General features: G+C 43.2%; 22 protein-coding genes, 2 tRNA genes and 3 pseudogenes. 16 read left to right on the top strand and 11 right to left on the bottom strand.

Annotated features, from left to right (window positions below; all coding sequences use genetic code 11):
• Positions 1–18 precede the first annotated feature (18 nt).
• From AAHH42_RS04035 to rlmM, 5 genes are all read left to right on the top strand, one after another.
• Positions 19–369, top strand: a complete 351-nt coding sequence (locus AAHH42_RS04035) for a L,D-transpeptidase family protein (protein WP_342221726.1) — start codon at positions 19–21, stop codon at positions 367–369.
• 194 nt (positions 370–563) lie between these two features.
• Positions 564–878 carry a hypothetical protein gene (locus AAHH42_RS04030; RefSeq protein ID WP_072550831.1) on the top strand — a complete coding sequence of 105 codons (315 nt, stop codon included), beginning with the start codon at positions 564–566 and terminating at the stop codon, positions 876–878.
• Between the two features lie 554 nt (positions 879–1,432).
• The gene (locus AAHH42_RS04025) at positions 1,433–1,981 is read left to right on the top strand and encodes a YcbK family protein (RefSeq protein ID WP_342221725.1); all 549 of its coding nucleotides are present in this window, start codon (positions 1,433–1,435) and stop codon (positions 1,979–1,981) included.
• A gap of 66 nt (positions 1,982–2,047) precedes the next feature.
• Positions 2,048–2,677 carry an MBL fold metallo-hydrolase gene (locus AAHH42_RS04020; protein ID WP_342221724.1) on the top strand — a complete coding sequence of 210 codons (630 nt, stop codon included), beginning with the start codon at positions 2,048–2,050 and terminating at the stop codon, positions 2,675–2,677.
• 196 nt (positions 2,678–2,873) lie between these two features.
• Complete coding sequence (gene rlmM, locus AAHH42_RS04015; RefSeq protein ID WP_072550828.1) at positions 2,874–3,977, top strand: 23S rRNA (cytidine(2498)-2'-O)-methyltransferase RlmM; 1,104 nt, start codon at positions 2,874–2,876, stop codon at positions 3,975–3,977.
• Positions 3,978–4,067: 90 nt separating this feature from the next.
• On the opposite strand, the gene queF is transcribed toward rlmM, so the two are convergent.
• The 6 genes from queF to AAHH42_RS03985 all read right to left on the bottom strand — a co-directional run bounded on the left by queF (position 4,068) and on the right by AAHH42_RS03985 (position 11,857).
• Positions 4,068–4,913 (bottom strand): NADPH-dependent 7-cyano-7-deazaguanine reductase QueF, encoded by an 846-nt coding sequence (gene queF, locus AAHH42_RS04010; protein WP_072550827.1) that lies wholly within the window; start codon positions 4,911–4,913, stop codon positions 4,068–4,070.
• A 746-nt stretch (positions 4,914–5,659) separates the two neighbouring features.
• Positions 5,660–6,478: a 2,3,4,5-tetrahydropyridine-2,6-dicarboxylate N-succinyltransferase gene (gene dapD / locus AAHH42_RS04005; protein ID WP_342221723.1), complete on the bottom strand. Its 819-nt coding sequence runs from the start codon at positions 6,476–6,478 to the stop codon at positions 5,660–5,662.
• A 235-nt stretch (positions 6,479–6,713) separates the two neighbouring features.
• Positions 6,714–7,724: a hypothetical protein gene (locus AAHH42_RS04000; RefSeq protein ID WP_342221722.1), complete on the bottom strand. Its 1,011-nt coding sequence runs from the start codon at positions 7,722–7,724 to the stop codon at positions 6,714–6,716.
• Positions 7,725–7,762: 38 nt separating this feature from the next.
• Entirely contained in the window at positions 7,763–10,429 is a 2,667-nt protein-coding gene (gene glnD, locus AAHH42_RS03995; protein ID WP_072550823.1) for a bifunctional uridylyltransferase/uridylyl-removing protein GlnD, read from the bottom strand.
• 28 nt (positions 10,430–10,457) lie between these two features.
• Positions 10,458–11,249: a type I methionyl aminopeptidase gene (gene map / locus AAHH42_RS03990; protein WP_072550822.1), complete on the bottom strand. Its 792-nt coding sequence runs from the start codon at positions 11,247–11,249 to the stop codon at positions 10,458–10,460.
• A 20-nt stretch (positions 11,250–11,269) separates the two neighbouring features.
• The gene (locus AAHH42_RS03985) at positions 11,270–11,857 is read right to left on the bottom strand and encodes a lipoprotein (RefSeq protein WP_342221721.1); all 588 of its coding nucleotides are present in this window, start codon (positions 11,855–11,857) and stop codon (positions 11,270–11,272) included.
• Between the two features lie 430 nt (positions 11,858–12,287).
• Between AAHH42_RS03985 and bolA the strand changes: the two genes are divergently transcribed.
• The 3 genes from bolA (at position 12,288) to recD (ending at position 18,299) form a co-directional block, all read left to right on the top strand.
• Entirely contained in the window at positions 12,288–12,626 is a 339-nt protein-coding gene (gene bolA, locus AAHH42_RS03980; RefSeq protein ID WP_420836475.1) for a transcriptional regulator BolA, read from the top strand.
• A gap of 97 nt (positions 12,627–12,723) precedes the next feature.
• Entirely contained in the window at positions 12,724–16,275 is a 3,552-nt protein-coding gene (gene recB / locus AAHH42_RS03975; RefSeq protein WP_119797419.1) for an exodeoxyribonuclease V subunit beta, read from the top strand.
• Positions 16,272–18,299 (top strand): exodeoxyribonuclease V subunit alpha, encoded by a 2,028-nt coding sequence (gene recD / locus AAHH42_RS03970; RefSeq protein WP_342221720.1) that lies wholly within the window; start codon positions 16,272–16,274, stop codon positions 18,297–18,299. Before recB ends, recD begins: the two co-directional genes overlap by 4 nt.
• A gap of 34 nt (positions 18,300–18,333) precedes the next feature.
• Here recD and AAHH42_RS03965 read toward each other — a convergent pair whose 3' ends face one another.
• Positions 18,334–18,810: a hypothetical protein gene (locus AAHH42_RS03965; protein WP_162860019.1), complete on the bottom strand. Its 477-nt coding sequence runs from the start codon at positions 18,808–18,810 to the stop codon at positions 18,334–18,336.
• 181 nt (positions 18,811–18,991) lie between these two features.
• Here AAHH42_RS03965 and AAHH42_RS03960 point away from each other — a divergent pair, with 181 nt between their 5' ends.
• From AAHH42_RS03960 to AAHH42_RS03940, 5 genes and pseudogenes are all read left to right on the top strand, one after another.
• On the top strand, positions 18,992–19,360 hold the full coding sequence (locus AAHH42_RS03960) for an IS630 transposase-related protein (protein WP_072549715.1): 369 nt from the start codon (positions 18,992–18,994) through the stop codon (positions 19,358–19,360).
• A gap of 265 nt (positions 19,361–19,625) precedes the next feature.
• On the top strand, positions 19,626–19,817 hold the full coding sequence (locus AAHH42_RS03955; RefSeq protein ID WP_240313882.1) for a transposase: 192 nt from the start codon (positions 19,626–19,628) through the stop codon (positions 19,815–19,817).
• A 24-nt stretch (positions 19,818–19,841) separates the two neighbouring features.
• Positions 19,842–19,967, top strand: a pseudogene (locus AAHH42_RS03950) (IS481 family transposase); the annotation flags it as partial.
• Positions 19,968–20,186: 219 nt separating this feature from the next.
• Complete coding sequence (locus AAHH42_RS03945; protein ID WP_342221038.1) at positions 20,187–21,161, top strand: IS110 family transposase; 975 nt, start codon at positions 20,187–20,189, stop codon at positions 21,159–21,161.
• Positions 21,162–21,178: 17 nt separating this feature from the next.
• Positions 21,179–21,913, top strand: a pseudogene (locus AAHH42_RS03940) (integrase core domain-containing protein); the annotation flags it as partial.
• An 81-nt stretch (positions 21,914–21,994) separates the two neighbouring features.
• Here the strand turns inward: AAHH42_RS03940 and AAHH42_RS03935 are convergent.
• Together AAHH42_RS03935 and AAHH42_RS03930 are read right to left on the bottom strand one after the other, a co-directional pair.
• A tRNA-Arg gene (locus tag AAHH42_RS03935) sits at positions 21,995–22,071 on the bottom strand.
• Between the two features lie 10 nt (positions 22,072–22,081).
• A tRNA-Ser gene (locus tag AAHH42_RS03930) sits at positions 22,082–22,174 on the bottom strand.
• Positions 22,175–22,469: 295 nt separating this feature from the next.
• On the opposite strand from AAHH42_RS03930, the pseudogene AAHH42_RS03925 reads away from it, so the two are divergent.
• Positions 22,470–22,683, top strand: a pseudogene (locus AAHH42_RS03925) (helix-turn-helix domain-containing protein); the annotation flags it as partial.
• A gap of 12 nt (positions 22,684–22,695) precedes the next feature.
• Here AAHH42_RS03925 and AAHH42_RS03920 read toward each other — a convergent pair.
• Positions 22,696–23,718, bottom strand: a complete 1,023-nt coding sequence (locus tag AAHH42_RS03920) for an IS630 family transposase (protein ID WP_342222008.1) — start codon at positions 23,716–23,718, stop codon at positions 22,696–22,698.
• Positions 23,719–24,114: 396 nt separating this feature from the next.
• Positions 24,115–24,657 carry an oligoribonuclease gene (orn, locus tag AAHH42_RS03915; protein WP_072551111.1) on the bottom strand — a complete coding sequence of 181 codons (543 nt, stop codon included), beginning with the start codon at positions 24,655–24,657 and terminating at the stop codon, positions 24,115–24,117.
• Positions 24,658–24,824: 167 nt separating this feature from the next.
• Between orn and rsgA the strand changes: the two genes are divergently transcribed.
• Both rsgA and asd read left to right on the top strand, forming a co-directional pair.
• Positions 24,825–25,868 (top strand): small ribosomal subunit biogenesis GTPase RsgA, encoded by a 1,044-nt coding sequence (rsgA, locus tag AAHH42_RS03910; protein WP_072551108.1) that lies wholly within the window; start codon positions 24,825–24,827, stop codon positions 25,866–25,868.
• 120 nt (positions 25,869–25,988) lie between these two features.
• Positions 25,989–26,870, top strand: coding sequence for an archaetidylserine decarboxylase (gene asd, locus AAHH42_RS03905; protein ID WP_342221719.1), 882 nt, complete (start codon positions 25,989–25,991; stop codon positions 26,868–26,870).
• The last annotated feature ends 25 nt before the right edge of the window (positions 26,871–26,895 follow it).

Raw genomic sequence — 26,895 nt, 5'->3', positions numbered from 1 at the left:
GGAAGATACAAATTTAATATGCCAAGTTCAGATGCCATTTATTTGCATGACACTCCCAATCATAATTTATTCCAGAAAGATATGCTCGCATTAAGTTCAGGTTGTGTACGGGTTAATAAAGCTTCGGTATTGGCCAAGATTTTATTAAAGGATGCCGGTTGGGATGACGCCCGTTTATCTAGTGTCCTACAACAAGGAAATACTACTTACGTTAATATCCGTCAACATATTCCAGTGTTACTTTATTATTTGACGGCATGGATTGCTAAAGATGGTCAGCCGCAGTTTCGGAAAGATATTTATAGTTACGATACCATGGCACGCTCTGGCACACAGATTTCATCACAAGCAGAAGTTTTAATGCAATAAATATATTAAAAATAAATATAATTTATTATGTATCCAACCATTATAGACTAAGATATTTATGAAGCATCATTAATTTCATATTTTGTTTATTTGTATTTTTCAAAATTTTACACTAGTATCTGTACCCCTCCTCAGGGAGTACCATAAGTATAACGAAAGCACATTTAATTCAATTTAATATATAAGGATGTAATATGTCTACGCCAATGGCAACACCTGTACTTAGGGCTGCAGAGATGAGAAAGCAAGGTCGACGTGAGGAAATTTTTCCTGTCAGGTTCAAGGCTGAAACTATCAATACGAAAAACAAATTGCTTCTTTCAGCAAGCAAGCCAGATCCGGTTTCTGATTATACAAATGACCTGACGTCAGTAGATAAATTAACCATATTGATATCAGGATCGAAATTCAGTTTATTCAGTGCTCCATCTGCTATTCTCGCTCAAATTGGTATTTCTGTAACGGGTAATTCTGTTCCTCCTGTGGCGTCGAAAATCCTGCAGTGGTAGCAAAAACGTATTATTTTGTTAATAACCATAATATGTAAGCCAAACAAAAAGATATTTGTTTGGCTTCTCCTTATTACCTTACCCTCAAGATTTTATCCGTAATAATGGGTATATCACTGTGGTTCTCCACTATCGCCTCCGGCAAATTTTTCGCCCGCCGGTCAAAAATTCTTGCCGAATAGTTTGAGCCTTCAGAGTACGTTCAGATTGTTGAATGAAGAGTTGTAGGTCTGTTTTTTTAGCTAAATACAGATATTTACAATTAGGATAATACGTTGTGATTGAACAGACAAATTTCATGATAGGAAAAAGATTTTATTCAATAAAAATATGAAAAATCAATCAGTAATCTAGTAGATATTTAATGCTATATTAGGGGGCTTCTGTATTATTTATTGTAAATAGCCTAAAGTATTATGATTAATGTACCTTGACTGCTTTTCTGTGAAAGGTTAAGGTACATAACGCTTGATTATTGAGCATACATTATCAATACACAGTATAAGCAGATAATCAAGCAAATCGTTTTAATATTATTAGGTACAATAGAAAAGATGGAAAAAATAGATAATCATCGCCGTAAATGGCTAACTTTGGGTGGTGCTGCGCTGGGTATTTCACTGTTGCCACATAAAACGCTGGCTACTCTTTCTACTTCACGACCGCGCTTATTAAAATTGAATAATCTTCATACTGGTGAATCAATTAAATCCGAGTATTTTAATGGTCATAGTTATAATAAAAAAGAGCTCACTTGTTTGAACTATTTTTTTCGTGATTTTCGTGCCAATGAGGTAAAACATATCGATCCTAATTTATTTGATCAGCTTTATCGCCTAAAACTTTTACTCGATACCAATAAGCCTGTGCAACTTGTATCCGGTTATCGCTCACCCAAGACTAATAATGCTTTGCGTCAGCGTAGCAGTGGTGTCGCTAAACACAGTCTTCATACGTTAGGGAAAGCGATGGACTTTCATATTGAAGGTGTTGCACTGAATACTATCCGTAAAGCAGCGCTAAACATACGTGCCGGTGGTGTCGGTTATTATCCCCGCAGTAATTTTGTGCATATAGACACTGGGCAAGTAAGAGCCTGGTAATTGTATAGAAGAAATTAGGGTATTATTGCTATTTCTTTTTGTACATAGCACGAGGTTCAGCCTGAGATGAAGTATAAAATTATTCCGGTAACGGCATTTAAACAAAATTGTTCATTGGTTTGGTGCGAGAATACTTGTGAAGCGGCGTTGGTCGATCCGGGTGGAGAAGCGGATAAGTTGATTGACGAAATAAAACAGCAAAAATTGATCGTCAGTCAAATCTTATTGACCCATGGTCATTTAGATCACGTCGGTGCTGCTGCCGAATTGGCACAACGTCTGCAGGTACCCATTAATGGCCCGTCGATAGAAGATAATTTTTTATTATCGGAATTACCCGCCCACAGCCGGATGTTTGGCTTTGAAGAATGTCAGCCGTTTACACCGGACCGCTGGTTACAGGAAGATGATCAGATCAGTATCGGTAATATGTGTTTCACTGTTTTACATTGTCCCGGTCATACGCCAGGTCATATCGTTTTTATCAACCATGAAGCCAGCTTCGCTTTGGTGGGGGATGTTATCTTTAATGGTAGTGTTGGGCGCAGTGACTTTCCTCGTGGTGATCACCAACAGCTTATTGACTCCATCCGCAACAAATTGTTACCGCTTGGCGACAACATCACTTTTATCCCTGGTCATGGGTCGATTTCTACTTTTGGTAATGAGAGAAAAAATAATCCTTTTATTCGTTAACTTATTGTACGCGATCTACTCTGAATATACCCAATGAATTTCGAGTTACGGCCAGGCGGCAATCAATCGAATCCCAGGAGTGTACAAATAGTACATGACTGGGATGAGTGCGAGCAGCCAACGCTGCCGTAACTTGAAAGGCGAAGGGTATATTACTCATTCCTACTTTGGATAGGTTATAAAAAGGCTAACCACCATGAATAAAATAGCGTTGTATTGCCGTGCAGGTTTTGAAAAGGAGTGTGCGGCAGAAATCACAGCGAAGGCCACCGAACAGGGTGTATTTGGTTTTGCTCGGGTAAAAGAAAATTGTGGCTATGTATTGTTCGAATGTCAGCAACATGAAGATGCTGATAATTTACTTAAACAATTGCCTTTTCAAGATCTTGTTTTTGCTCGCCAAATGATAGTCGTTGGGGAGCTACTGCGTAATTTGCCACCCAATGATCGGATATCACCGATTGTTGGCATGTTAACCGATGTAATTGAAAACGCAGGCGAGTTAAGAGTTGAAGTCGCTGATACCAATGAAAGCAAAGCGTTACTGAAATTTTGTCGTAAGTTAACTGTCCCCTTACGTAACCGCTTACGTGAACAAAAACTGTTATTGATGAATGAGACGCGCTACCGTCCAGTGATACATGTATTTTTTATCGCTTCAGGTTGTTGTTACGTCGGCTACTCTTACAGTAATAATAATTCGCCCTTCTACATGGGTATACCACGCCTCAAATTTCCTGCTGATGCACCCAGTCGTTCAACATTAAAACTGGAAGAAGCGTTTCATCTTTTTATCCCTTTTGATGAATGGGGAGAACGGATAGCCAATGGCATGTATGCTGTGGATCTTGGCGCTTGCCCTGGCGGTTGGACGCATCAATTAGTGCAACGCGGTATGATGGTACAGGCAGTGGATAATGGAACCATGGCTGCAAGTTTGATGGATGGTGGTCAAGTGACTCACCATCGTGCTGATGGTTTTAGATATGAGCCAACACGCAACAATATCTACTGGTTAGTCTGCGATATGGTGGAACAACCGGTACGTGTGACTGCTTTGATTAGCAAATGGTTAATCAAGGGGTGGTGCCGTGAGGCTATTTTCAACCTTAAATTACCGATGAAAAAACGTTACCAGGAAGTATTACAAAACTTGGCAACCTTAAAGCAGAAACTTACCGTCGAGGGCATTAATGCTCAAATTCAGGCAAAACAGCTTTATCATGATCGAGAAGAAGTGACGGTACATGTCCGACGTGTCTGGTCGGCAGTAGCGGGTCGCCGTGATGAACGGCAGTAAATAAGCATTTTGATACCATTTTTGATCAAGTATTAGTAAGCGCAACAAGACTTCGAATGGCTTTCGGCCTTAGTTGCGCTACAACGTCAATCATTGCCGAGCCAGGCGTCCAGTTGCTGGCGTGAAGTCGGTATTAGAGCGCCAAGGATTGATATCTAACCCACCGCGTCGAGTATAACGGGCGTAAACGGAAAGTTGTTCCGGTCGACAAAAATTTATTAAATCATTGAAAATCCGTTCTACACAATGTTCATGAAACTCATTATGGTGGCGGAAAGACACAAGATAATGCAACAACGCTGCGCGGTTAATTTTTTTTCCACGGTAATAAATTTGTACCGACCCCCAATCTGGCTGATTAGTAATTAAACAATTCGATTTAAGTAAATGGCTAACCAGCGTTTCTTCGACGATTGACTCACCACAAGCGGTTTGTAGGTATTTAGTGCTAAATGCATAATCATCAATACTGATATCTTCTTGATCTATACATTCACCAGATAAATTTGTTATTGACTGATTCACTATTTCATCAAGGTGCCGTAGGGTTACGCTAACGTCACTTTCGGCACGAGTGGATAAATCGTTTTTCAGTCTGTCAGCTACCGTTTCCCAGTTTAAAAAACGAGTTTGGTTAAAACTATTGAGATAAAGTTTAAAACTTTTCGATTCAATCAAATAAGGACTATCGGCTTTAATGCTAATTTCACCCACTGCGACTTGAGGTACCCCCTTGTTATTTAGCCAGGATAATTCGTAAAGGGTCCAAATATCAGCGCCGTGAAATGGCAAGTTATCGGGACATAGGCCAATCTGTTCACGATTTGTACTACGGGGAAGCGTTTGTAATAAAGTCTCATCATATTGGTCTTTGAACTTTGTTACTTTACCGAGTGTCAGTTTCGAGAATACTTGAGAAGTGTGATAGGAAGACATGCCGTTTTCTCTCCGTAAGAGCCTGTTTATCACTAAGTGCAATTTAATTGAAATATTTAAGCGTGTCAGTCTAACACCGACTAGACTGGTGTGTAGAAAAAAATAAATTGATTAGCTCATTGCGGTAGTGCGTTACAACAGCTTGTTACAACAAGAGTGTATTGCTGACTACTGCTTTCGGTGATTATTTGAACGTAATTCGTTTTCTACGGTGGACGCGGGTGTAGGATATTTCTCACACTAACTGTGAGATATCACTTATTTTTATAAAATATGATTGCAGTATTTAATACTTATTTTTAATAAAATCATTGTATTACAGATTACTTTTTTTTTTACGGAAAATTTATATATAAGAAGCTTTACAGCATATTGTCTCTGTTGGTGAATTAATGCATTCTCTTGCTATCAGGTGGATGGGATCGTAGTTTGTACGACGTAAATGTCGTCATCGCTGATCACTGTCGAGGTGGGTTACTGCCCGACTTTAATCCCTGCGTAGGAAATATGTAGATTAATCAGGATGGTGTTAGTTGTCTTGGATTATTCGCAGAAAAAACTAAGGATTAATACCAAGGGGGTATGAAACAACGACAAGGATGTCTGGTTAGGATGACCACAGGGACAAGTTTTCAAGGATGAGCAGGGAGCAGCTTTTTAGCAGGATTGCTATAAAACGAATTAAGGGGTACTAATTAAACGGTGCCCCTTTTTTTTTGTGTTGATGATAAGTTTAATTCTTCGTATCAACCACGTAATAGTTCGTTAATACTGACTTTAGCACGCGTTTTCGCGTCCACTTTTTTTACAATTACCGCACAGTACAAACTGTATTTACCGTCTTTGGATGGCAGATTACCTGATACTACAACCGAACCTGCGGGGATGCGACCATAATGAGTCTCACCCGTTTGGCGATCATAGATAGCAGTACTTTGGCCAAGATATACGCCCATAGAAATCACCGAGTTTTCTTCCACAATAACGCCTTCAACCACTTCTGAACGAGCGCCGATAAAGCAATTATCTTCAATAATAGTCGGATTAGCTTGCAGCGGTTCCAACACCCCGCCGATACCGACTCCTCCAGAGAGGTGAACATTTTTACCTATTTGTGCACAGGATCCGACAGTTGCCCAAGTATCGACCATCGTACCTTGGTCAATAAACGCGCCAATATTAACATAAGACGGCATCAAAACGGTATCTCGTGCAATAAAAGCCCCTTTACGTACAGCTGCGGGTGGAACGATGCGCGCATTCGTACACTGAAAGCGTGCCTGATCATAATCAGCAAATTTCATGGGTACTTTGTCGTAATAGTGTGTTTCAGCACCTACAATTAGCTGATTATTATTGATACGAAAAAAAAGTAACACCGCTTTTTTTAGCCATTGATGGGTGATCCATCGGCCATCAATTTTTCCTGCTACTCGTAGTTTTCCGTTATCTAATTGGTTAATTGTACGATTAATGGCATCACAGGTTAGCGGATCTACATTTGTGGCTGTTATCTCACTGCGGCGTTCGAAAGCTCGTTCAATAACGGTTTGCAGTTGCTGCATGTTGTTTTTTTTCCTTCAGGTAATAAAAAATAATGGTGAGCTATGTGTTAGAACCTGTTCGGAATCTCTTATGCTCGCCGTGTTTTGGTCAAGTCATTTGTCAAAAACGCTCTCAATATGCTCATTGACTCCCTTTTGTTGTATACAAAGAGTAGATTGCGCTTTTTCTCGCGTTTTTTCCTCGTCTGAGTGTCGCTCAAGAAGATTTCGAACAAGCTCTTACACCGTATGTTTATCATTTATTTAATGCAGGTGATAACTTCAACACTTCCTCCACAAATTTATTAATAGCATTTTCCACGGTTGGTAAGTCGCCCGTATGCATTCCAGAGCCTAGTGTATGTGTATTGGCATTGGGGATAGCTATGGTGCGCTTATTGTGTTGCTCTGTCGCGAGTTCTTGATGCATTTTTAGTATAGCGGGTACTTTTACCACCGAATCTTGCTGTTGCTCATCTTTGTAATAATACAGGTTTAAAACAAGCTGTCGGATCTGGTCAAAAGTCAGCTTGTGCATAGTACTTTCCAGCAAATTCTGCAACTGCACCACGGCTTCTAATCGATACGCCTGATACCAATATTTTTTTTCTTCTCGAGTTTTTATTGTCCCCGCTTGAAATCGACCGTTTTTTATCAGTCGAGCGAATTGTAAGCCCCAAGGATTATTGATCATAAAAACGAAAGGATCGTTGATCGCCACATTGGGTGATAGATTGATCAGTGCAGCGACATCGTTGGGAAATTCAGCGGCCAATTTGAGCGCTAGCGTACTACCGGTAGAGGTACTGATCAGGATGACTTTATTTCCCAATGCGTTTCGAATACTTAAGGCTTCCTTCGCATCTTTCCATAAACCTGCCACTGTCATTTTTAATAAAGGATCTGTGGTCACTAAACCATGTTCATCAAGTCGCGATAAATAGAGATTACAACCATAACGACGCGCAGTATTAAAATGAATGGGGTCACCGTCTTGTTGACTCGCTGAAAAACCGTGCAGGTACACCATGCTACAGGCAGTTTTACTCGGTTGAGCTGGGTTAAACCATAGGATACGTGCTTCATTATTCGGTTTAATGCGGAATGATTTTTCTTTCTCTTGGATGTATTGCACAAGCTGGACGGGATCTTTGGGTACCACCGGCAACGTGGGATCATAGATTGGCACCGCGGGTTTGGGTCCCGATAAATATATCATTCCAAGTATAACCATAATCATTATGATTATTCCGATCTTTTTATACATGATTTTCATCCTTGCGCCGTGGTCCAAAAACATTTGTATCACAATTTCTGCTGCGTAGAAAAAGTATCTATCAGCCGTTGTGTCAATTGCTGGCGCGTTTCACAATTTAAAGCACGGTGATCCTTATCTGCTAGCACAAATAAATCTTCTATCCGTTCGCCGACGGTGGTGATACGTGCGCTATGCAATGATAATTTCAGCTCGGCAAAAACATTCCCCACTTTAGCGAGTAATCCTGGTTGATCTAGTGCAATCAGTTCCAGGTAACTGCGGCGCTCATTGTGTGTTGGCAAGAAGTTGACTTCGGTTGTGACACTAAAATACTGTAATTTCGCCGATGGATACTTTATCCGAGGTGGTCGATAATCGACCTGAATAATGGCTTGTTCGAGATTTTGACGGATCAGCCGGTGTCGATCTGATGCTAATGGGTTGCCGTCAGGTTGCAGAACAATAAAGCTATCCATCGCCATTCCATCACGATTGGTAAAAATTTGCGCATCATGCACACTGAGGTTACGGCGATCGAGTTCGCTTACCACGGTGGCAAACAGACAGGGACGATCTGGACCATAGATAAAAATCTCTGTCCCTCCACGATTCGTATCATCATTTATCAGCACCAGTGGCTTGTTGGTCCCCTGCTGTAGCAGATATTGCGCATGCCAGGCTAACTGTTTAGGTAAATGACGCAGAAAATAATCAGCATGACAACGGCTCCAGATTTGTTGTAGTGCTATCTCATCAATATTATTCATACGCAATAGTGCCAGCGCTTGAAAGCGATGCTCGCGTACTTTTTCACGCAAATTTGCTTGCCGAAAATCTCGACTATTTTGTAGGCCACTGTCCAACTGTTTTTCAGTAGCAAAATACAGCTCAGACAGTAAGCTTTGCTTCCAACTGTTCCACAAGACTTCATTAGTGGCGTAAATATCGGCCACAGTCAGATTAATCAGATAACGTAGTCGGGTTTTATTTTGTACGGCAGTGGCGAATTGCTGGATCACTTCTGGATCTTGAATATCACGACGTTGGGCAGTGATTGACATCAACAAATGATGGCGTACCAACCAAACAACAAGCTGGGTCTCCCGCGCATTTAGACCATGAAATTCGGCGAACTCCTGTGCTTCCTGTGCGCCCAATAGAGAATGATTACCACCACGCCCTTTGGCGATGTCGTGAAAGAGTGCCGCCAGCAATAATAGTTCAGGCTGCGGCAAATTTGGATAGAGTTCAACACACAGAGGGTGGTGCGCTCGAGTTCTTTCAGCAGTAAAACTCTCCAGTTTTTGTAATACCCGAATGATGTGTTCATCAACAGTATAAGCATGGAATAGATCGAATTGCATTTGCCCAACGATGTTACTCCATTGTGGCATATAAGCCCCGAGTACACTGTAGCGATGCATGGGTAACAATGCGTGATTGACCGCTCCTGGATGACGTAAAATAGCCATAAACTGCTTTCGTGCTTCAGGCAGCATATACAGTGGTTGTTTTAAGTTGCGACGCGCATGACGTAATTGACGTACTGTGGTGGAGTAAATGCCCTTTATCTTTGGATGATGCACCATGAGGTAGAACATCTGTATCATCGCTTCAGGTTGGCAGATAAATAATGTTTTTTCACGCAGATCGATTAAATTACCGCGTAATTGAAAATCGTCGTCTAACGGGTGTGGTTTTTTATCGCTTTCAGGTGAAAGGATAGCTTCATCAAACAATTGCAACAGCATTTGATTCAGCTCGCTAACACGTCGTGTCATCCGGTAAAAATCTTTCATCATACGTTCGACTGCTTGATTTCCCTCTCCTTGGTAGTGCAATGATTGCGCAACACTAAGCTGGCGGTCAAATAGCAAGCGGTTGTCATGGCGGGTTAGTCCCAGATGAAGCGCAAAGCGAACACGCCAAAGAAAGCTACGGCATTCATGAAGTTCATCACGTTCTGCCCGAGTCAGAAAATTAAAATCGACCATTTCATCGAGCGATGTTGCCGCAAAATGACGACGTGCTACCCACATCAGGGTATGAATATCACGCAACCCCCCCGGGCTACTTTTGATATCAGGTTCCAAATTATAGCTAGTACCGTGATAACGTTGATGGCGTTGTTGCTGCTCGGCGATTTTTGCATGAAAGAATTGGCGAGAAGGCCAAAAATTATCGCTGAAAATATGTTGCTGCATTTGTAACAATAAAGCCATATCGCCGCATATTAAGCGTGATTCAATCAAATTGGTAGCGACAGTTAAATCAGCCAGTCCTTCCAGCAAGCATTCTTCCAAGGTGCATACGCTGTGACCTACCTCTAGTTTCAAATCCCATAGTAGGGTAATGAATTGCTCCACATGCTGTGTCTGTTCTGCACTGAGTGGATTTGTACTCAGTAGTAGCAAATCGATATCTGATTGCGGATGCAGTTCAGCACGACCATAACCACCAACAGCCACCAATGTGGCTTCAGTCACTGTAGTAAAACCATAGAAAATCCACAAACGTTGCAATAAGCAATCAATATAATGACTGCGTGTTGCTATCAATGTTTCTGCACTGAGACCTGTATTGAAGGCCTCCGTTAGCCAAAGTTGGAAATCATGCAACCGCTTTTTCAGTACCGTGCAAGTCAGTTCATGATCCAGATAAGTCTCGGGTGATGCGGGCAGTGATGCTTGTATCGGAGTATGATGGATAGACATGTTTTAGTTGATAGTAAGGCTCTGCTGATTAGGAATGCTCGATAGTACTTGAGATACTGTCGTCTTTACGCCATGTCATTATTTCACAGCCGTTATCTGTAACGACCAAAGTATGCTCATATTGTGCGGACAAACTGCGATCTTTCGTTTTTACTGTCCAGCCATCACTCATGTTACGGATACGGCAATCACCTGCATTCACCATCGGCTCAATAGTAAAAGCCATACCGGGCTCCAGCACAACGCCATTATCGCCAGTATCGTAATGCAAAACTTGTGGAGGCTCGTGGAAACCTCTGCCAATACCGTGCCCACAATATTCGCGCACCACAGAAAATTTCTCTGCTTCTACAAATTTTTGTATTGCTCTACCCAAAGTACCTAGACGGATCCCAGGCTTAACCAGCCTGATCGCCAAATACAGACTTTCTTGAGTGATGCGACACAGGCGTTGCCCAAGAATGCTAGGCTTACCGACAAAAAACATCTTGGAAGTATCACCGTGGAAGCCATCTTTGATAACAGTGACATCAATATTAACAATATCACCATTTTTCAGTATCTTATGGTCGCTTGGAATGCCGTGGCAAACCACTTCATTGACCGAAATACAAACGGATTTAGGGAAACCATGATAGCCCAAACAGGCAGGTATGGCCTGTTGATGATAGGTAATGTGATGATCGCAAAGACGATCCAACTCACCGGTACTGATACCCGGTTTAACATGGGGTTCTATTACTTCCAGGACTTCGGCAGCTAGACGACCAGCAACACGCATTTTCTCAATCTCTTCAGGTGTTTTAATTAAAATTGCCATTAAAAGGATCCATAGGGGGGTTATAGTTGTGAACGGGCATTTTGTTTGATAAAGCTGCTGATGCTGGTGTCTTGTGACATATCGGCGATTACATCGCTTAACACGGCGTTAACGGCATCACTGATTTTTTCGTTAGTGGCGCTAAAAAGACCTTGCACATTGTAGGTAGATCGGTAATTTTTAGTTTGCTGACTTCCATTTCGTCCCTGAGCAATGATCGAAACGTCTGCTTTGGTGGTGATATTGTGACGCAGATTACCTTCTTGTACCTCGGCGTGTAGATAATTGACAATAATTTGCAAACCCACCAAACCATCACCGGAAACCATATAACCACGGCTAATCATTTGTCTTTCTAATGCCTCTTGCAATAGAAAACGTACATCACGCGAAGCAGTCAGTGCCACCAATTTTCCATCACGGTTTACTTTTGCCAAGGCCACATCCTGGCGCTGATCGGCACCATTGATGCTAATCGTGATCGCCATTAACGCAGGATCTTTCTGTGGTAATACCACTTTTGGTGCAATGTTTAAGGTACTATCACCGCTAGCACAACCCGTCAGTATGCAAACGGCTAACAAAGGGGAAGTCAGTTTCTTTAGCATGTTTATTTTCTCACTGGTTATAAAATTTTTAGCGTCCTCGCCACCTTGAACGACGGGATAGGTATGCCAGAATAATATACCAGAATGGGATTATGAACACCTCACAACCTAGGATCTAAATCATATTAACGGGTTTCAACTCTACTGAAAACAGGCCGTTTTGCTGTTTATTGAGCTAGAATTCCTTAGAGCCTGTTCCAAATCTTTTTCGCTGTGCCCAGAAGAGGAAAAAATGGGCGAAAAAACGCAGCTTGCTCCTTTGTATACAACAGCAAAGGATCCAATGAGCGTTTTGAGCGCGTTTTTGACAAATGACTTGACCAAAACACGGTGAGCACAAGAGATTTTGGACAGGTCCTCATATTGGGTGAATAACCTTGGATAAGATTACACCACGTAGTATATTTTCCTAAGTACATCAAGGAGATTAATGATGCCCTTTGTCGCTGAACGTATTGAAAAAAAGCTAAAAGAGAAGTTTAAACCTACTCATCTAAAAGTTATCGACGAAAGCTTCCGTCATGATGTGCCGGCAGGCTCCGAGACTCACTTCAAAGTCGTGATTATCAGTGACAAATTTTCCGATCAGGTTTTTACCACCCGCCATCGTGAAATTTATAGTTTGTTGGCACAAGAGTTTGAAGAGGGGCTGCGTGCGTTAGTTTTACACACTCATACCCAGAAAGAATGGAAAGATTTGCAATATACTGTTGCGGCCTCCCCTCCTTGTCGTAACGACGGACGCCCTTTTGACCTAAAGGAGCTGTAAATAGCACTCAAAACGAGAAATAGCGTTAATTTTATGTGGTTATGGAGAAGAATGATGCCAGTGCCACGCCTTACTTTTTACCTCAAAATTGAAAATAATGCTTTTAGCCACGACACCCCAGCGACTTGAACCGCTAACGCTCCCACTTTTTGGTGAACGCTTGATCGAAGCTTCTGCAGGGACAGGTAAAACTTTCACCATTGGGATATTGTATTTACGTTTATTACTTGGGTTGGGTAAGGATGCCGCTTATTCTCGTTGTTTAACCGTAGAAGAAATCCTTGTTGTTACCTTTACCGAAGCCGCGACCGAAGAATTGAGAAGCAGGATCCGCGGTAATATTCATCGCTTGTGGATAGCCTGTGTACGTGGGTTTAGTGATGAACCTATGGAGCAGGCGTTGTTAAGCGAAATCACCGATCTGGCTGACGCAGCAGCACAATTGTTGGCCGCAGAGCGCCAGATGGACGAAGCGGCTATCTATACCATTCATGGTTTTTGTCAGCGCATGTTAGCGACTAATGCATTTGAATCTGGCATGCTATTTGAGCAAACCTTAATTCATGATGAATTACCACTACGTCGGCAAGCTTGTACTGATTTTTGGCGACGTCATTGTTATCCATTATCCTTGCCTGAAGCACGAGCAGTCAGTAAGGAATGGAGCAACCCCGAAAAATTGCTTAACGATCTGTCTGCTTATTTACAAGGTGAAGTACCGCAGTTTCTTAGGGTGCCCCATGATGAAACCATTGGCTGTCGTCATCAGCAAATAGTGATGCAAATCGATGAGTTGAAAACCCATTGGCGACAAAAAGCCGATAAACTGGAAGCATTAATCCGCGATTCTGCTGTCGATAAGCGGAGTTATAACAGTAAGCATCTGCCTAACTGGCTAGCCATAGTGACGCAATGGGCAGAGCAGAAAACTGACGACTACAGCTTACCGAAAGAGCTGACTAAATTTCGTCAATCGGTTTTATGTGAAAAATGCCAAAAAGGCACTGTACCACAGGATACGTTATTTTTGGCCATTGACCGCTTATTTGAACAACCACTGACGTTGCGGGACCTCATTATGGCAAAAGCCATCAGTGAAATTCGCGCTTCTGTACAGCAGGAAAAACAACAGCGTGCCGAACTGGGTTTTGATGACTTATTAAGCCGCTTGGATATCGCGTTACAGCAAACAGGAGGGGAGTTACTGGCTGAAACGATTCGTCATCGTTATCCGCTCGCGATGATCGATGAATTTCAAGATACTGATCCGCAACAATATCGGATTTTTCGGCGCATTTATGCGGCTCAGGCAGATTGTGGATTACTGCTGATTGGTGATCCCAAGCAAGCCATTTACGCTTTTCGTGGTGCGGATATTTTTACCTATATCCGCGCTCGTTCTGCGATAGACGCGCATTATACTTTATCGACCAATTGGCGTTCTTCACATCGCATGGTGCAATCCGTTAATCGATTATTTAATCAGATCAAAACGCCCTTTTTATTTGAACAAATTCCGTTTATCAATGTAACTGCGGCGGAGAAAAACAGCGAATTAGCTTTCCAGATTGATGGTGAAGCACAACCCGCATTGCAGTTCTGGTTACAACCAGGAGAAGGTGTAAGCTTATATCAGTATCAACAGCTGATGGCTCAGAGGTGTGCAACGCAAATACGTGATTGGTTAATCGCCGGTCAATTTGGGCGAGCCAATTTGGTCACCAGACAAGGAATGCGTCCATTGCAAGCATCAGATATCACTATTTTGGTACGTAGCCGTTCCGAGGCGGCTTTAATTAGAAACGCGTTAACAGCATTAGCAATCCCCTCGGTTTATTTATCTAACCAGGACAGTGTATTTGACACACCGGAAGCCAAAGATCTTTTTTGGTTGTTACAGGCGGTATTGACACCTGAACAGGAACGCACCTTACGCTGTGCGATGGCAACCAGCCTATTGGGGCTGGATGCGCAACAATTGGATAACTTAAACCACGATGAACGTGCTTGGGATGCATTGGTTGATGAATTCGATGGCTATCGCCAACACTGGCGGCGGCGCGGTATTTTGCCTATGTTGCGTGAAATTATCGCCAAACGTCGTTTGGCAGAAAATTTATTGGTGAGCACGGGGGGGGAGCGTCGTTTGACCGATTTGCTTCATCTAGGTGAGTTGTTACAGGCAGCAGCAGTACAGCTTGACAGTGACTATGCTTTGGTACGCTGGCTGGCACAACAAATCGCACAACCTGAACGCCAATCTGAAAATCAGCAATTACGGCTGGAAAGTGATCGCCCTCGGGTTAAAGTCGTCACCGTCCATAAATCGAAAGGATTAGAGTATTCTTTGGTGTGGTTGCCTTTTATTGGTAATTTTCGCCAGCAATCGACAAATCTCTATCATGATCGGCAAAATTTTACTGCCATTCTCGATCTACACGCCAGTGATGAGAGCCAACAGCTAGCGCAACAAGAACGATTGGCGGAAGATTTGCGTTTGCTTTATGTTGCGTTAACCCGTTCAATTTATCATTGTAGTGTCGGGATCGCACCGTTAATAAAAGGTAATCGAAAAAAACAGGGAGATAGCGATCTACATCAAACGGCGTTAGGCTATTTGGTTCAGGGTGGGGAAGCCGGTGATGCTCGTTATCTGGCAGAAAAACTTGCCGCATTGCAAGGAGAAGATATCATCGTATCGCAGGTTGGTGCGTTGGATAAACACATATGGCAACCGCAAAAAACCACAATGCCTCCCTTAGCGGCAAAACACTTTACACGTCAGTTACAAGATTATTGGCGAGTGACGAGCTATTCAGGGTTGCAACAACAGGGTGCGTCAAAACTCACACCAACTTCACGGGTGGAAATGCCAAAGTTTGACAGTAATACCAATGGTGAACAAATCTTATCAGCAACAATAGGCCTAACTCCTCACCATTTTCCACGTGGTGCAATACCGGGAACATTTTTGCATTCTTTACTGGAGGAGCTTGATTTTAGTCAGTCAATCGAAATGGAATGGTTAGCTGAGCGATCCCTACAACAGGGATTTGATAGCGTCTGGTTGCCGGTATTACATCAGTGGTTGAGCGATATTGTACATATATCACTGAACGAAACTGGGGTAACACTGGCGGGGTTAGCGCCGATGAATAAACAGGCAGAGTTACAGTTTTATTTGCCGATAAAAAGAATACTACAAGCTGGAGAGTTGGATAGTTTAATAAAACACTATGATCCTCTGTCAGCCGTGTGTCCTGCCCTGGATTTCCAACAAGTACAGGGAATGCTGAAAGGTTTTATTGACCTGGTATTTTGCTGGCAAGATAAATTTTATCTGCTGGATTATAAATCGAACTGGTTAGGAGAAGACAGTCAGGCTTATAGCCATGGTGCGATGGCGCAAGCGATGGTTGAACATCGTTATGATTTACAATATCAGCTCTATACCTTGGCATTGCACCGTTATTTGCGCCATCGTCTAACAAATTATGATTATCAACGTCACGTTGGTGGAGTTATCTATCTTTTTTTGCGTGGTATTGATCACCACCATCCAGGTAACGGTATTTTTACCTGTCGTCCACAGCTGAAATTAGTTGAAGGCTTAGATCGTCTGTTTAGCAGAGAGAAAATCGCATCATGATGGAATTATTGGAGCGGGCTGTCCGTGAGCGATTGTTACGCCCACTGGATCTACAATTTGCCCGTATGATTGCTCCTGATGATTGTCCTTTGTTCGACTTGTTTCGTAACAGTCAGCGGTTGATGGAAATTAAAGCGCAAGATGTAACACAGGAGCAGCACCACAGGGTTGGTGCTGCACGAGCTTTACTGCAACTAACGGCCGCTTATTTGAGCGCCGAAACGGGGGCGGGGCATATCTGTTTACCAATAACAGGTTTACAGCCTCAACATTTATTTGATGGTCGTCAATCGGATCTCGCTCAAGCATTGTGGAAAGCCGCTGGGGAGCCGAGCACTCAACAGTGGCGAGAAACATTACAAGATTCGTTTTCTGTCAGCGATGGCTCACAACCGACACCCCTGGTTTTGCAACATGACCGTCTTTATTTGCAAAGAATGTGGCAAAATGAAGGCGATGTTGCACGTTTTATTGTGAATGGTAATGCCAACAATGAGAGGGTTGATGAAATCCTGCTACAAAATATTTTAGAGCAACTTTTTGGCACTAACGGTGATGAAGTCGATTGGCAAAAAGTAGCGGCGGCCGCGACGTTGACGCGGAGGATATCGATTATTTCTGGTGGGCCAGGAACGGGTAAAACCACCACTGTAGCAAAATTACTGACTGCTTTAGTGCGTTTAAACGGGGAGCAGCGGGTACGTATTCAATTGGTGGCGCCAACCGGTAAAGCTGCCGCACGTTTAACCGAATCTCTTGGCAAAGCGTGGCAGCAATTGGCACTTAACGAAAGCGAGCATAAATTATTCCCCAATCAGGCCTTTACATTACATAGTTTATTGGGGGTTCAGCCCAATCGCCATCGGCTACGTTACCACAGTGGTAATCCATTAAATCTTGATGTTCTCGTGGTAGATGAAGCTTCGATGGTTGATTTACCTATGATGGCGAAATTGATTGCTGCATTGCCTACTCATGCACGCGTGATTTTTCTTGGTGACAGAGATCAACTTGCCTCAGTAGAAGCGGGAGCGGTCTTTGGCGATATTTGCCGTTTTGTCGAATCAGGTTATAGTGTTTTTCGGGCTGAACAGTTAGCCAGAGTAACGGGTTATCCATTAGAGCAGTTGAATAATCCTCATGACATGAGCAAACGCAAAACACTGACGACAGGATTAACCGAGGTAAGTGATGGCCTGTGTTTGTTACGTAAAAGTTACCGTTTTGATAAAAAATCGGGTATTGGACAACTTGCTCAAGCAGTCAATGCCGGCGCATATCTTGAAGCTTTGTCGGTACTTAACGGGAACTATACTGACGTTGAACGCTTTGTATTGGCTAATATGATAGATTATCAGCAATTATTACAGGTGAGTGTTGCCGGTTATCAACCCTATCTTAAACTGGTTGCACAGGGTGCCGATGCGGCTGAAATATTAACTGCTTTTAATCATTACCAATTACTTTGTGCATTGCGTGCTGGGTCATTTGGTGTGAAGGGCTTAAATCCACTGATTGAACAGGTGCTGCAGCGTAACGGTTTGATACAACGCACACAGGGGTTATCTGGTCGCTGGTATGCAGGGCGTCCAGTGATGATCGAACGTAATGACAGCGCATTGGGATTGTCTAACGGTGACGTTGGTATCGCCTTATATGATGCTCATGGTCATTTACGGGTTCACTTCCAATTACCGAATGGCACTATTAAATCGGTACAGCCGAATCGTTTACCGAGCCACGGCACCGCATATGCAATGACCATACATAAATCTCAAGGTTCAGAATTTGAACATACCGCATTGGTATTGCCTGATTATTTTTCACCCATAATAACCCGTGAATTGCTTTATACCGGTATCACTCGTGCTCGTCAACAGTTAACGTTGTATACCTCTGACAGTGTATTAAGCCGCGCTATTAACACGCCAACTCTCAGACACAGTGGCTTGGTCGATCGGCTCTGCCTTGCTACGTTGGCTAAGCCGAATAGCGCCATACCCCTCGACGTCGTGTCGGCGTAAGTTTGGCAGGCGCTCAAAACACAATTGTTACCTATTAACAACAACACTTACAGCAGGCATTGCCTTGAGAAATCTCCCCGCTTTTGTCTCCCCTTATAGCAATGGATACCCCGGTAGCCATGTCCTTGGCGATCTTACCTAGGGTAAGATTTTCCATCGCTTTTATTGCTTCGCTACCAAGATCTGTTGTTGTTTTCTCAAGGGTGTTGACAGTTTCTTTTATACCGGTTTTTGTTACATCACCCAACGTATCTATCCCCGTTTTCACGACATCACTGGTAGCTGCTATACCGGATTTTACACCGGTTTCTGCTATATTACCTGCGGATTTTGTCACCTCTTCTACCGTCTTTTCTACTATCTTACCGCCGATCTTGATAGTTTCTTCTACAGCCTTGTCAGTTGCCTTAATAATAGAGTCCTTCACAGCGGTAGTAATATCACTGATACCCGGCATCTTCTTGCTTAAATCGCCTAGCAGGCTATAGGGAATAGCCTGTGGAAATGACATAATATTTTGCCCCGTTGCATTTTGTTGATTTCGTCGTATTTGTTGTTCTTCCCATAATATTTCTATTTCTAATTCTCGTAGGTTTTTCAATTTTTTTAGGAAAAAAATCTGTTCTCATTGTATGACTGTTCAATATTCTTTCCTATAGCGTAGGCTGTATAAATTGATGTATAATTTCAAGATGACTTATCCATTAAAATTTCGCCAACATGTATTGGCTATTAAAGAGCAAGAAAAGCTTACATATGCCCAAACGGCCACACGTTTTTGTATTGGGACCGCAAGTCTGATGCGCTGGGCTAAACGAATAGAACCTTGTCTGACACGTGATAAACCCGCCAGTAAAATAGCTCGAGCGGCGTTGATTCTTGATGTGGAAACCTACCCTGACGCGTCTCAATACGAGCGAGCCCAACGTATGGGAGTGAGCGCTAGAGGTATCTGCCATGCGTTGAAACGGGCAGGGTTTAGCTATAAAAAAAACATTTTATCATCCAAAAGCCAACGCCCAATCCCGAGAAGATTTTCAGATCAAGATCCAGGCCTATGAAGCCAGCGAGACCCCTATTATTTACGTTGATGAAAGCGGTTTTGCTCATGACATGCCCCGCCTCTACGGCTATTGAGCTAAAGGTAAGCGGTGTTACGGTCAACATGATTGGCACGCTAAAGCGCGTACCAATGTCATCGGCGCTCAGCTTAACGGAAAATTAACCACCGTTTGTGCCTTTGAATATAATATCAATAGCGATATTTGTTATGCGTGGGTAACCCAAGACTGACTGCCAAAAATCCCTCAAGGGGCTGTCATCGTGATGGATAATGTGAGCTTTCACAAACGCCAGGATATCCAGTCTGCTAGACAAAAATCCGGTTTTATTCTGGAATATCTCCCGACGTATTCTCCTGACCTCAACCCAATTGAGCACAAATGGGCTCAGGCTAAAGCCCTTCGTAGGAAACGACAATGCGATATCGACACTCTCTTTTCTGACCCTTTGTTTTGAATCAATTTATACGGCTACAGCCATATAGAACAAGCGGTGGTGAATATGGCTTACGACTATCCTGCTTATGGTCAGCACCGTGTGGCGAATGAACTTAACCGACAGGGGATAATGATTTCCGGCAGTGGTGTTCGCTCGGTTTGGTTGCGCCCTTATATCTTGATTATTAACTTTCAAAGGTTGATGATCCCCAACTGATCATTGGGATGTCACCGGAGAGTTTGTTTGCGCCCTTAGGCTTAAAGCTTGTGCAGTCAGATAAAACCCCGGTGACATATTTATCGTCGCCTGTAAGACCGAACGGTATCTTGTGCTAAGAGCACGTATTTATAAGGAAGGTCGGGGCGATCATTTAATTATCTGTTTTTCATGGGAGAATCAGCCATGGACAAGACCGCAGTGGGTATTGATGTTGCCAAATTAAAATTCGATGTTGCAGTGTGGGTAGAGAGAAAAAAGTATAAAACAAAAGCATTCCCGAATACCCCCTCTGGATTTAGCCAACTACTGAAATGGCTTATCCCTTACGGGGATTGTCATATTTGTCTCGAAGCCACAGGGAGTTACAGTGTTCCACTGGCTATGTTCTTAGTTGATAATGGCATTGACGTCAGCCTAGAAAACCCATCACGTATTCATGCCTTTGGTGAGAGTGAACTGAGTCGGAACAAGACGGATCAGGGGGATGCAAAAATGATAGTGCGCTACTGCGCACTGCATACACCTGTCCTCTGGACTCCTCCTCCCTTGAGCGAACGTCAATTAACCGCGCTAGTACGCCATCTAAAGAGTTTAGAGGAAATGAGGCAAATGCAAGAAAATCGGCAATCAGTGGCTGACGATGTCGTTCAATCCTCACTGCTTGAAATCATTTCTGCACTTAAACAACAAATCCAGGCCACCAAAGAAAAAATAAAAAACCATATCGATAACGATCCTGACTTAAAGAAAAATAAAGCGTTGCTGGAGAGTATTCCTGGTATCGGTGAAATACTAAGTGCCAGTTTGCTGGCGTATGTGGGTAATGTGTCAAAATTCACTAACAGTAAGGCAGTGGTGGCCTATGCCGGGCTTAACCCAAAACTTTGTGAATCAGGTTTATTTAAAGGACGGAGCCGCCTATCAAAACGGGGTCATACCGAGCTCAGGAAAGCGTTGTATATGCCCGCTCTGGCTGCCCTTTCTTGTAATCCGATAGTGAAAGCACAGTGGCAACGACTCGTATCACGCCATAAAGGGGGTAAAATGGGCGTCTGTGCGGCAATGCGCAAATTACTCCAACTGGCGTATGGTGTGCTGAAATCAGGCATCCCATTCGATACAAAAATAGCACTTGCATCATGATGGGCAAGACGGTATCTGACCTGGAAAATATCAAGAAACGCCTTTCTGCCTTGGAAGCCAAAGTAGCGCAGGAGGGGTACTTACTGACGGAAGCCCAACTGCAAGCATTAGAAAAAGTGCAGGATAAACGAGAAGCTCATGGACAAATTGAAACGCAACATCCGGGCTATCTCGGCTCTCAGGATACTTACTACGTGGGGCACATTAAAGGTGTGGGTAAAATTTATCAGCAGACCTTTGTTGATACCTATTCCAAAGTCGCTTTTGCCAAGGTCTATACAGAGAAAAATGCCTTGGTTGCCGCAGATATGTTAAACGATCAGGTGCTGCCATTATATGATGAGCAAGCGGTTCCCTTATTGCGTATCCTGACCGACAGAGGGTCAGAATACTCGGGGAAAAAGGAAACCCATGCGTATCAGCTTTACCTGGAGCTAGAAGATATCGAGCATACGCGGACCAAGGCATACAGCCCGCAGACTAATGGTATCTGTGAGCGGTTTCATAAGACGATGAAAAATGAAGGCTATGACGTGATGTTTCGGCGTAAAATTTATTCATCATTGGAAGACATTCAGCAAGACATCGATAAATGGCTCGCATTCTACAACAGAGAGCGACCTCATTCAGGCTGGTATTGTTATGGCAAAACCCCCTGGGAAACTTGGATTGCATCAAAAGAGTTAGTAAAAGAAAAACAACTCGGTAATTTATTTGAACCATCGCACAGTCAGACTACTCTGACAAATTAGATGGCTTAGCTTGTGTCTGTCAGGTTAAGTTTGAACTACTACAAATTACAGTCAGTTGCTAATACTCACTGACATTGAATTTGGTGCATCCAGAAGGATTCGAACCTCCGACCGCTCGGTTCGTAGCCGAGTACTCTATCCAGCTGAGCTATGGATGCATAAACTACATGGCGGTGAGGGAGGGATTCGAACCCTCGATACGGCTCTTAACCATATACTCCCTTAGCAGGGGAGCGCCTTCAGCCTCTCGGCCACCTCACCTACGCTTCTTTCGAATTGCACCTAATCTCCTCGAGAGGCTTATAGGCACCGCGTGGCGCACATATTACTTTCCCACACTTATAAGTCAAACAATTTTTCCCAACTTATATTTCATTTGAACAATCAACAGACAATATGTGCATGTTCCATCCTATCCGATTACTTAGAGCCTATCCGAAATCTCCTGTGCTCGCCGATATAGCTGGACGATATAGCTGGACGATATAGCAGTGTAAAAGTTTGAATTTAATCTGACATTTCAATATATTTAATATGAAATGAAGGCGTGTTAGAAATGAATCAAACAGCAAAAATAATCAAACCGAAACTCGGCTTACTTGACCTGGCAAAACAGCTGTGTAATGTTCAGTCAGCGTGTAAAGTCATGGGCTACAGCAGAGACAGTTATTACCGTTTTAAAAAGCTGTATGAGCAGGGAGGTGAGCCAGCCTTGGTGGAAATAAGCCGTAAAAAACCACTCGAAAAAAATCGAGTGGAGCCGCATATATACCCAAGTGAAATCAAGATGCAGGATTTAGCGCCTGGCAATTATCGTTTAAGCGAGATACCAGAGAACTTGCCATTTGTGGTAGCTTCACCTCAAAGAAGTTTAAGATATCGTTCTTAAAACTCTGTTTAGATGGGTAATATCTATTGTTTCGTGTTTGCTCATTCATCACCTTCCACAATCGCTCTATCGGGTTTAGATTCGGGCTATACGGCGGAAGGTAATGAAGCTGGATATTCAACGTAAGCGCGGCGTCTTGCACAAGCTGTGAACGGTGATAGCCTGCACCCTCGAGGATCACATGTGCCGTTGTCGTGATGGGATAATGCGCGCGAATGGCAGACAGGAAGTGAACCACATTTTCGCTGTTAATCGTCTCATCATCACGGATTATGGGGTTAGCCACATTCTGGATGTTCAAGGCTCCCATGATATTCAACCGCGTTCTGCTCCCGGTGGTCTCTATCGTTTTATCCTGGCCTTTTCGTATCCAGCCGTAGCTTATTTTGGTGGTTTGTGTCGGATGAACGGCATCAATAAACAGTATGGGGTCATTACCCGCGGCGTCTTTCAATTCGCTGTAGGTCTTTATAAATTGCTGCTGTTTCTCAACGGCAAATTTATGCGGAACACCTTTCGGCTTTTTATAGCTAAAGCCCTGCTGCTTCAACCCTTTATACAGACCTGATACGGTAAAGGTGATGTTCCAGCGTCCAGCGATATAGGCCACAATTTGGTGATTGTGGTGGTAGAGCGGCTGGGTGAGATGTTCAACCAGCGACGTGGTCTGTTCCGCATTGAGATAGCCATCGGAGCCGCCATTTTCAGGCTTGAGCTTGTTGAGTTTATGATAGTCTGTAAGGTGGCGCCGCACCGTGGTTTCATTAATGAGCTGTGAGTGAGCAATCATAGGGGGAGTCCAGCCGTCTGCGGACAACAAAACACACCGGATCCTGTCACAGACACGGCGGTCATGGCTTTGACGATGTTGGGCTTCGAGGGTAATTTTCTGGTCAGCAGTCAGCTCTATTTTCATGGCTATGAGCATGATCCTTATCGACTTCAAAATCAAGCATCTTCATTGATCACGGGTATACATCTGCTCCAATACTCTTTCATCCAAATTGCTATCCCAATTTTTAAGCTGTTTTTTTATGGCAGACTCAGACGATGGTGTTGTCGTTTCTTCTCTATCCGTCGGACATATCGCTAATTTTGATGAATCAAAAAGTAAACAGTACTGCGTCCATAAGGCGGCACCGTCTTATGACAATGGGAGAGGGTGTTACATCATCTTTTTTTTGAGTTTTATCTAGGAAAATATCTCTTTTTAGATACATTTTGACTGCCTTGTCATGAGGTTGAGCTTATCTGAAAGAGCGGACGACCAAACACATAAGCCAACGTTTTTGTCCTGTAATATACGTGATAATTAGCGGATAAAATGTTCACGGTAATAAGCTAATTCAGCGACTGAATCACAGATATCCTCCAATGCTCGATGGTTATTTTTTTTTGTAAAGCCTTCAAGTATTTCAGGCTGCCAACGACGAGCTAGCTCTTTCAAGGTACTGACATCCAGATAGCGATAGTGGAAGTAAGCTTCCAAAATCGGCATATAGCGGAAAAGAAAACGGCGATCCTGTCCCACACTATTACCACAAATCGGTGATTTCCCCTTGGGTACCCATTCTTCTAAAAATGCAATCGTCCGTAATTCAGCTTGACTCTCTGTAACCGTGCTTTCTCTTACCCGTTTAAACAAGCCGCTTTCGGTGTGAGTTTTAACATTCCACTCGTCCATCAGAGCAAGTTGATCGTCAGATTGGTGTACCACCAGTTCCGGCCCCTTGGCAAGAATACTCAGGTTGGCATCGGTCACGAGGGTGGCGATCTCGATGATGCGATCTTTCTGTGGATCAAGACCCGTCATTTCCAAATCTATCCAGATTAGACGGTTTTCATTTTCTGCCATAATAATTTCTACCTGCATAAATGTAAGAACCTGTTCCAAATCTTCTTGAGCGATGCTCAGATCAAACAACCACCAGAAGGTTAAACAAAGAGTTAATTGATAGAATAATGTGTATCATAGCCTTTTAAGGCTTCCTAAGCGACAAATGTAGAATTAAGTGAGGTACAGTGAGCAAAAATAAACTGTCCAAAGGCCAACAACGTCGAGTACAGGCAAACCATCAGCGCCGATTACGTACGGATAACTTATCACCCGATGACTCATCCTTCGGTGAGGCGCAACAAGGTATCGTCATCAGTCGCTTTGGTCAGCATGCTGATGTAGAGGCCAGCGATGGGGTGCAGCACCGTTGCAATATTCGTCGCACTCTTTCTTCTCTGGTGACCGGTGATCGTGTAGTGTGGCGCCCAGGTATTGAGCGGCAGGAAGGAATCAAGGTAAAAGGTATTGTCGACGCCATTCATCCACGCACTTCTGTTTTAACGCGCCCTGACCTTTATGATGGTGTGAAACCTATCGCCGCTAATATTGACCAAATTATTGTTGTCTCTGCCATCTTGCCCGAGTTATCGCTTAATATTATCGATCGCTACCTGGTAGTCTGTGAAACCTTGAAGATAAAGCCATTAATCCTGTTAAATAAGATTGATTTACTGGATGACGCTGGTCATAAATGGGTTGATGGCATGATGGCTATCTACCAACATATGAATTACCCTGTATTTAAAGTTTCCAGTCTCAGCGGAGAAGGAATGAAGGCTTTTGCTCAAGTATTGACTGGGCGCATCAGTATTTTTGCTGGTCAATCAGGAGTCGGTAAATCCAGTCTATTAAATGCCTTATTACCTGCCACTGAAAAACAAATTCTTGTTAACACGATTTCAGATAACTCGAATCTGGGCCAACACACTACTACGGTGTCCCGTTTGTATCATTTTCAACAGGGTGGTGATTTGGTTGATTCGCCTGGCGTGCGTGAATTCGGTCTTTGGCACTTAACACCACAACAAGTGACTCAAGGGTTTATCGAATTTCGTGACTATTTGGGACACTGTAAATTCCGTGATTGCCGTCATCTCAACGATCCCGACTGTGCATTACGTGATGCTGTTGAGCGTGGTGATATTGCTGAACAACGTTTTGATAACTATCATCGTATCTTGGAAAGCTTGGAACAGATGAAGCCCCGAAAATCATTTTTTGATGACTGATATTTATAATTAGCAGTTTACAATAGTAGACTTCTTGCAAAACCGTAGTTCGTTATGCAAAGTCAAGGCGCCTGGCGTGCAGTAGCCTTGATAACTTATGACTTTTCATGAGGTTTTTTTATGCTAGAACGTATCAAAATAAAATTGCAATATTTACTTCCTAAGCAGTGGCTGACGCTGTTAGCTGGCTGGGGAGCTGACAAACAAGCGGGTTGGTTAACCCAGTTAGCGATAAAAACGTTCAGTCGCTATTATAAAGTGGATATGAAAGATGCACAGAACCCCGAATTTTCGTCCTATCACTCTTTTAATGAATTTTTTGTACGCCCACTCCATGCTGATGCTCGCCCTATCGCTGCTGGCGATCAGGTATTGGTCCAACCCGCTGACGGTACTATCAGCCAGTTAGGAACTATCCGTGATGGGCAAATTTTGCAGGCTAAAGAGCATAATTACAGTTTAGAAGCGTTATTAGCGGGCAATTATCAGTTGGCGGCAGAATTTCAAAACGGTCAATTTATAACCACTTATTTGGCTCCTCATGATTACCATCGAGTGCATATGCCTTGTTATGGTGTATTGCGTGAAATGATATATGTTCCAGGTGATCTATTTTCAGTTAATCCGTTGACAACAGCTAATATTCCTAATCTATTCGCTCGTAATGAACGGGTCATCTGTATCTTTGATACCGCTTTTGGCACTATGGCACAAATTTTGGTCGGTGCGACTGTTGTCGGCAGTATAGAGACAGTCTGGGCAGGTAGCGTTACCCCGCCAAGAGAGGGTGTAATACGCCGTTGGACTTATCCCGCTGCCGGTGATGAAGGGGCTATCGTGTTGGAGAAAGGGCAGGAAATGGGGCATTTTAAATTAGGCTCTACGGTAATCAATCTGTTTGCAGAGAATAAAGTTTATTTGGATGTGCAACTAAGCAATGGTTCCATTACCCGTGTGGGTGAGCCGTTGGCAGAAGCGGTTGTGACACCGGCAACATCTTAACGCGAGGTGGAATAACGAAGTAACC

This window comes from Candidatus Fukatsuia endosymbiont of Tuberolachnus salignus, assembly GCF_964030845.1.
Lineage (GTDB): Bacteria > Pseudomonadota > Gammaproteobacteria > Enterobacterales > Enterobacteriaceae > Fukatsuia > Fukatsuia symbiotica.
The sequence above is the reverse complement of the archived record's forward strand: the minus strand, read 5'-3'. Positions and strand labels throughout refer to the sequence as shown.